Origin of the sequence: Pseudoxanthomonas taiwanensis, assembly GCF_010093135.1 — a bacterium.
Taxonomy (GTDB): Bacteria; Pseudomonadota; Gammaproteobacteria; order Xanthomonadales; family Xanthomonadaceae; genus Pseudoxanthomonas; species Pseudoxanthomonas taiwanensis.
In genome coordinates this window covers 41,632-48,631 of the sequence record NZ_PDWK01000017.1, presented here as the reverse complement: position 1 = coordinate 48,631, position 7,000 = coordinate 41,632, and the positions used below count along the sequence as shown (strand labels likewise).

8 protein-coding genes and 1 pseudogene are annotated in these 7,000 nt (G+C 71.0%); all 9 read right to left on the bottom strand.

Translation table 11 applies throughout. The annotated features are described in order from the left end of the window. Positions 1-487: pseudogene (locus CR938_RS05130) on the bottom strand (thiol reductant ABC exporter subunit CydC); the annotation flags it as partial. Beyond that, positions 484-2,214 carry a thiol reductant ABC exporter subunit CydD gene (cydD, locus tag CR938_RS05125; protein ID WP_162123963.1) on the bottom strand — a complete coding sequence of 577 codons (1,731 nt, stop codon included), beginning with the start codon at positions 2,212-2,214 and terminating at the stop codon, positions 484-486. The pseudogene CR938_RS05130 and the gene cydD, both read right to left, overlap by 4 nt. Next, positions 2,211-2,336, bottom strand: coding sequence for a cytochrome bd-I oxidase subunit CydX (gene cydX / locus CR938_RS05120; protein ID WP_162123962.1), 126 nt, complete (start codon positions 2,334-2,336; stop codon positions 2,211-2,213). The genes cydD and cydX overlap by 4 nt, the downstream gene beginning before the upstream one ends. 42 nt (positions 2,337-2,378) lie before the next feature. Next, positions 2,379-3,533 carry a cytochrome d ubiquinol oxidase subunit II gene (gene cydB, locus CR938_RS05115; protein ID WP_162123961.1) on the bottom strand — a complete coding sequence of 385 codons (1,155 nt, stop codon included), beginning with the start codon at positions 3,531-3,533 and terminating at the stop codon, positions 2,379-2,381. Between the two features lie 12 nt (positions 3,534-3,545). Then, positions 3,546-5,129, bottom strand: coding sequence for a cytochrome ubiquinol oxidase subunit I (locus CR938_RS05110; RefSeq protein WP_162123960.1), 1,584 nt, complete (start codon positions 5,127-5,129; stop codon positions 3,546-3,548). Positions 5,130-5,256: 127 nt separating this feature from the next. Then, positions 5,257-5,613, bottom strand: coding sequence for a carboxymuconolactone decarboxylase family protein (locus CR938_RS05105; RefSeq protein WP_162123959.1), 357 nt, complete (start codon positions 5,611-5,613; stop codon positions 5,257-5,259). A gap of 5 nt (positions 5,614-5,618) precedes the next feature. Continuing rightward, positions 5,619-6,257, bottom strand: coding sequence for an SAM-dependent methyltransferase (locus CR938_RS05100; protein WP_246190983.1), 639 nt, complete (start codon positions 6,255-6,257; stop codon positions 5,619-5,621). Next, positions 6,254-6,628 carry a rhodanese-like domain-containing protein gene (locus CR938_RS05095; RefSeq protein WP_211365180.1) on the bottom strand — a complete coding sequence of 125 codons (375 nt, stop codon included), beginning with the start codon at positions 6,626-6,628 and terminating at the stop codon, positions 6,254-6,256. Before CR938_RS05095 ends, CR938_RS05100 begins: the two co-directional genes overlap by 4 nt. Next, positions 6,625-6,999: an ArsR/SmtB family transcription factor gene (locus tag CR938_RS05090; protein WP_233581714.1), complete on the bottom strand. Its 375-nt coding sequence runs from the start codon at positions 6,997-6,999 to the stop codon at positions 6,625-6,627. The genes CR938_RS05095 and CR938_RS05090 overlap by 4 nt, the downstream gene beginning before the upstream one ends. Between the last annotated feature and the right edge of the window lies 1 nt (position 7,000).

Sequence of the window (7,000 nt, the reverse complement as noted above, 5' to 3'; positions counted from 1 at the left end):
CCGCCGCCGGCACCGCCCAGGCCAGCAGCCCGACCACCGCCGCGCCGGCCAGGCCGCCGACCAGCAGTGGCTGCAGCGAGAGCAGGAACACCGAGTCCAGCGCGTCCACGTCGCCGGCCAGGCGCGCCACCAGGTCGCCGTCGCGCCAGCGCGCCAGCCGCGCCGCGTCCTCGCGCAGCAGCCGGCCGAACACGCGCACACGCAGGTCCGACAACAGGCCCAGGGTGGCGGCATGGCCGGCCACGCGCTCCCCGTAGCGGGCCAGGATGCGCACGAACGCCAGCCCGCGCACCAGCGCCGAGGGCGCGAACAGGTTGAAGGTGGCCAGCGCCCCGGCCACCAGTGCGGTGGCGGTGATGAACCAGCCCGACACGCCGAGCAGGCCGATGCTGGCCAGCAGGGTCACCAGCGCCAGCAGCAGCGCCAGCCCCAGCCGGCGGCGCTGCCGGCGCAGCAGCGGCCACAGCTCGGCCAGCAGCGCCTTCATGCCGCCACCACCCGGCCATCGGGCAGCACTTCCCACAGGCGCGAGGCCAGCGCCACCACCGCCGGATCGTGGGTGGCCACCACCAGGGTGCGGCCGGCGGCGAAGCGCGCCAGCGCGGCCAGCACACGGTCGCGGGTGGCCGCGTCCAGATGCGCGGTCGGCTCGTCCAGCAGCACGATGCGCGGATCGGCCAGATACATCCGTGCCAGCGCCAGGCGCTGCAGCTGCCCACCCGACAGGCCCTGCCCGCGCTGGCCCAGCGGCATGTCCAGGCCGCGCGGCAGGGCCCGCACCACCTCGTCCAGGGCGGCCTGGCGCAGCGCCTGCCACAGCGCGGCCGGGTCGGCCTGCGGCGCGGCCAGGCGCAGGTTGTCGGCGATGCTGCCGGGCAGCAGCCACGGCCGCTGCGGGATCAGCAGCAGCTCGCGGCGCAGCGCCGCCTGCGGCCACGCCCGCGGAGCCAGCCCGGCCAGCTCCAGCCGTCCGTCGTGCTCGCGCAGCCCGGCCAGGGCCTCCAGCAGGGTGGACTTGCCGCTGCCGCTGGGGCCGGTGAGGGCGATCCACTCGCCCGGCGCCACCGCCACCGGCCCCTCCAGGCGCAGCGTGGCGCCGGCCCGCATCGGCACGCGCAGGCCGGCGATCTCCAGCCGCCGCGGACCGGCCGGCGGCGCGCCGGCATCCACCGCCGGGGCGGCCGGGGCGGGATCGGGCAGGGTCCCGTACAGCGAGGCGATCTGCGCCACCGCGCCGCGCGCGGCGGCGCGGTCGTGGTAGTGCGCGGCCAGGCGCCGCAGGGGCAGGTACACCTCGGGCGCCATCAGCAGGCAGAACAGCCCGGTCTCCAGGGTCAGCGGCGCGGCGCGCAGGTCGATCAGGCGCAGGTAAGACAGGCCGAAGTACAGCGCCACCCCGGCCACCCCCAGGGCGGCGAAGAACTCCAGCACCGCCGAGGACAGGAAGGCGATGCGCAGCACCGCCATGGTGCGCTCGCGCAGGGCCTCGCTGGCGGCGCGCACCCGCGCCTGCTCGGCTTCGGCCCGGCCGTGCAAGCGCAGCGTCAGCAGGCCGCGCACGCGGTCGGCGAACAGCCCGGACAGGCGCGCCAGCGCCGCCGCATGGCGGCGGCTGGCCGCCCCCGCGCCCCAGCCGACCAGGGCCATGAACAGCGGGATGGCCGGCACGGTCAACGCCAGCCCCAGCGCCGCCACCACGTCGAAGCCGGCCAGCACCGCGCAGAACAGCAGCGGCAGCACCGCCGCGCCGGCCAGCGCCGGCAGGTAGCCGGCGAAGTAGCCGTCCAGCGCCTCGGCCTGGGTGCCCAGGGCGTCGGCCAGCTCGCCGGAGGGCCGCGCCCGGCTCCACAGCACGCCGGCCTCCAGCAGGTGCGCGAACAGCGCCCGCCGCGCCGCCAGCTTCACCGCCTCGGCCGCCTGTTGCCCGGCGCGCTCGGCCCACCACAGCAGGGCCGCGCGCACCAGCACCAGCGCCGCGGCCAGGGCCAGGGGCGGCCAGGCCTGCGCCAGGTCCGCGCCGTCGGCCACGATCCGCTGCAGCGCCCGCGCCAGGGCGGCGGCCTGGACCAGCAGCAGCAGGCCGGCCAGCAGGGGCAGGCCCATGGCCAGCGCCAGCGGGCGCCGCGCCAGCGACGCCAGCGCCCGCAGCCAGGCCGCGTGCTCCGCGGGCAGGCGCGCGGCCGCGGCGGCCTGCGGCCCGCCCTCAGTGCTCATGTGCGCGGACCGTCCTCCCCGGCGGCATCACGGTCGTGCTCGCGCAGCTCGAACCACATCGCGTTGAGGATGGCGAAGGCGCAGGCCAGGCCCAGCCCCAGGATCCACGAGAAGTACCACATGGCTGTCAGCTCCCGATCAGTGGCCGATGACGCTGGAGACCATCAATACGCATTGGGATTCTCCGAGACCGACTCCGGCGTTACCGTGCCGCGCATCACCCGGTACACGTAGCCGGTATAGAACACCACGATCGGCAGAAACACCACCGTCGCCAGCAACATCACCCACAAGGTGAAATGGCTCGACGAGGCATCCCACACCGTCAGCCCCATGCCCGGCTGCAGCGACGAGGGCATCAGGAACGGGAACAGCGCGAAGCCGACGGTCAGGATGACGCCGGTGATCGCCGTCGACGTCGCCAGGAACGCCGACACCCGCGCGCCGCGCCACAGCAGCAGCGCCGCCAGCAGCGATCCGGCCACGCCGAGCCCCGGCGCGAGCCACATCCACGGCCAGCGCGAGAAGTTGTGCATCCAGCCGCCCCCGACCACCTCCACCGCCTTCAGCGCCGGGTTGCTCGCCGCCGAGACGTCAACCGTGCCGGCGATCACGTGGCCGTCCATCGACGCCACCAACACGCCAGCGAGCGCGAACAGCACGCCGCAGGCCAGTGCCAGCACGGCGCCGATCCTGCGCGCGCGCGCGGCGATCAGGCCATCCGTGCGCCAGGCCAGCAGCGCGGCGCCGTGCGCCAGCAGCATCGCCACGCTCACGACGCCCGCCAGCAGCGGGAACGGTGTGAACAGCTGCCACAGGCTGCCCGCGTACAGCGGGCGCAGCGTTTCCGGGTCCGAACCGAACGGCAGGCCCAGCAGCAGATTGCCCATCGCCACGCCGAACACCAGGCTGGCGACGACGCCGGAGAAGCACAGCAGCCCATCCCAGGTGGCGCGCCAGCGCGCGTCGGGCAGCTTGCTGCGGTACTTGAAGCCCACCGGGCGCACGATCAGCGCGACCAGCAGGAGCAGCATCGCCAGGTACAGGCCGGAGAACGAGGCCGCATACAGCAGCGGCCACGCGGCGAAGATCGCACCACCGCCGGTGATCAGCCAGACCTGGTTGCCCTCCCACACCGGGCCGACGAGGTTGAGCATCACCCTCCGCTCTTCGTCGGTCGTGGCCACCACCGGCAATAGCGCGGCGACGCCGAGGTCGAAACCATCCATGACCGCGAATCCGATCAGCAGCACGCCCAACAGCAGCCACCAGATCACGCGCAACGTGGCGTAGTCCAGCGGAATCATCGAAACGTCCATCGTCGCCTCCTGTCAGTGCGCCGTGAGCATGGCGGGATCGGCTTGCACGCCCGGCGCATCGGCGGATGCCCCGGACGGCTCTTCCGGCCCCTTGCGGATCGCCTTGAGCAGCAACCGGAAACCGACGATCGCCAGCGTGGTGTACAGCACGAAGAACACCAGCAGGCTGATCACCAGGTCGAGCACCGACAATCCGGACACCGCATAGAAGGTCGGCAGCACGCCCTCGATCACCCACGGCTGGCGCCCGAACTCGGCCACGAACCAGCCGCACTGGATGGCGACCCAGGGCAACGCAATGCTCCAAAGCGCGATTTTCAGGAAGCGCCGGCTGTTCTCGATCCTGCCGGTCGACACCAGCCAGAAAGCGAACGCGAAGAAGCCGATGAAATAGAAGCCCAGCGCCACCATCACCCGGAACGTCCAGAACAGCGGCATCACCTGCGGCACGGTGTCGAATGCCGCGGCCTCGATCTCGTCCGGCGTGGCGTTCTGCACGTCCTCGCGGTAGCGCTTGAGCAGCAGGCCGTAGCCCAGGTCCTGCCAGTTGGCGGAGAACTCCGCGCGCGCGACCTGGTCATCCGGATTGGCGCGCACCCGCTCGAGCGCGGCGTAGGCGCGCATGCCGTTCTCGATGCGCCGCTGCGCCGAGGCGACCAGGTCGTTGATGCCCGGCATCTCCTTGCTGATCGAGCGCGTGCCGATCAGGCCCATCACCCAGGGGATCTGGACCTGGAACGCGTTGCGCCACGCCTCCTGGTCGGGCCAGGCGACGACATTGAAGCTGGCCGGCGGCGGCTCGGTCTCCCACATGGCCTCGATCGCCGCCAGCTTCATCTTCTGGTGCTCGGTGCTCAGGTAGCCGCTCTCGTCACCCAGCACCACCACGCTCAACGAAGCCGCCAGGCCGAAGCTGGTGGCCACCGCCATCGAGCGCTTGGCGATGTCGAGGTGGCGCCCACGCAGCAGGTACCAGGCACTGATCGCGGCCACGAACATCGCCGCGCTGACGTAGCCGGCCGCCACCGTGTGCACGAACTTGGCCTGCGCCACCGGGTTGAACACCACGGCCAGGAAGTCCGTCATCTCCATGCGCATCGTGTCCGGGTTGAACACCGCGCCCACCGGGTTCTGCATCCAGCCGTTGGCGACCAGGATCCACAGCGCTGACAGGTTGGTGCCCAGCGCCACCAGCCAGGTCACCACCAGGTGCGCCAGCTTCGACATCCGGTTCCAGCCGAAGAAGAACAGGCCGATGAACGTCGCCTCGAGGAAGAACGCCATCAGGCCCTCGATCGCCAGCGGGGCGCCGAAGATGTCGCCCACGTAGTGGCTGTAGTAGCTCCAGTTCATCCCGAACTGGAACTCCATCACGATGCCGGTTGCCACGCCGAGCGCGAAGTTGATGCCGAACAGCGTGCCCCAGAACATGGTCATCCGCCGCCAGATCTCGCGGCCGGTCATCACGTACACGCTCTCCATGATCGCCAGCAGGAACGACAGTCCCAGCGTGAGCGGCACGAAAATGAAGTGGTACATCGCCGTCAGCGCGAACTGCAGCCGCGACAGGATCACAAGGTCGAGCTCAGGGAACATGACACTCTCCGATCACGTGGTGAGACAGCCATGCGTCATGGCTGTCCAGATCAATCCTTGCCGCGTTCCATCATCCCGGTTTATTCCCGAAACCATAAGATGACAAAATGACGCACCCGCGACCGGATCACGCCGGCTGCGCGGAAAACTCCTCGAACGCCGCCAGCGCATTGGCCGCGTACATCAGCGAAGGCCCGCCGCCCATGTAGACGGCCACGCCGAGCATTTCGCGGAACTCCTCCGGCGTCGCGCCCAGCCTCACCAGCGCCTTGGCATGGAAGCCGAGGCAGGCATCGCAGCGGCTGGCGACGCCGATCGCCATCGCGATCAGTTCCTTGGTCTTCTCGTCGAGTACGCCCGGCGCCAGCGCCGCCTTGCTGAGCGCGCCGAAACCCTGCATCACTTCGGCGTTGTGGGTACGCAGCGGCGCGAGGTTCTTCGAGACGGCGCGGGTGAGATCGGTGTAGGAATCGATGGCGGACATGGCTGTCATCCTTCAGTGGGGTGGCGTGCGGGAGGCAACCGGCGCTTGCGCGCGACCAGGTCGATCAGCGCGGACATGCCCGCGTGGCCGGAACCCTCGGCCAGCGCGCTGTCGTGTTCATGCAGGTACAACAATTCCATATCGGCGGTGTAGAGCTTGTCCACGTCCGACGGGCCGCCGGTGCCGTATTCGAGTTGCTCGGGGCGATAGCCCTGCAACAGCAGCAGACCGCCGGGCTTGAGCGTGCGCTGCATGCCGGCAAACATGGCCTCGCGCAGCGCCGGATCGGCGAACTGGACGAAGATCGCCACGACCGCGTCGAAACGTTCCGCGCCCCAGTTCCACTCGCCCAGGTCGACCTGTTCGGTGGCGATGCGCACGCCGCGTGCGGCGGCCAGCTTCCTGGCTTTCTCCAGACCCGTTTCGGAAGCGTCCACGGACAACACGTTCATGCCCTGCGCTGCCAGCCAGACGCCGTTGCGACCCTCGCCGTCGGCCACCGCCAGCACGGACATGCCGGGCATCAGCCGGTGGGCCTGCGAGGCGAGGAAGGCGTTCGGCTCGGTACCGAACACGTAGTCGTCGGTGCCGTAGCGTGCGTCCCAGCGCGCGATGTCGGCCCTGTCGGCTTCCGCAGCGGTCATGGCGCCCTCCCGCTGCGGACGATCGGCAAACCGCTGGCCGCCCACGCGGCCATGCCGCCGTCGACATTGACGTAACGGCGGCGCGCATCCTTGGCCAGCGACGACTGCGCGATGCGCGAGCGCATCCCGCTCTGGCAGACCAGCAGGACTTCAGCGCCTTCCGGCACCGAGCACGCGTCGAGTGCGCCCGCGCCCTGCGCGCGGATGCGGCCGAGCGGCAGGTGGACGGCATCGGCGGCGTGGCCGGCGGCGAATTCGCCGGGCTCGCGGACATCGACCAGCACCGCGCCGCGGTTGATGCGCTGCACCGCCTCGCGCGGGCCGACCTGCTCGCCGCCCATCCCCAGCAGCGCCTTGAGCAGTCCGATCATGCCGCCCCCTTCTTCTTCGCCCGCGCCGGAGCGGGGCTGCAGTAGATGCCGTGCAGCGTCTGCATCACCTGCGCCGCCGGCCCGGGCATGAGCGAGTAGTAGATGACCTGCGCCTCGCGGCGGGTCTGCACCAGTCCTTCCTCGCGCAGCACCGCCAGGTGCTGCGACAGCGCTGACTGGCTGAGATCAAGCATAGAGTTGATCTCGCCGACCGACCGCTCCCCTTCCGCCAACAGGCACAGCACCTGCAGGCGCTTCTCGTTGGCCAGCGCCTTCAACAGCCGCGCCGCGTCGCCGGCATGCGCCCGCATCGCCTCCATGTCGAAGGCGATGTTCGCTGCCTTCGCCGTCTTGGTCTTCTTCGGTGCCATC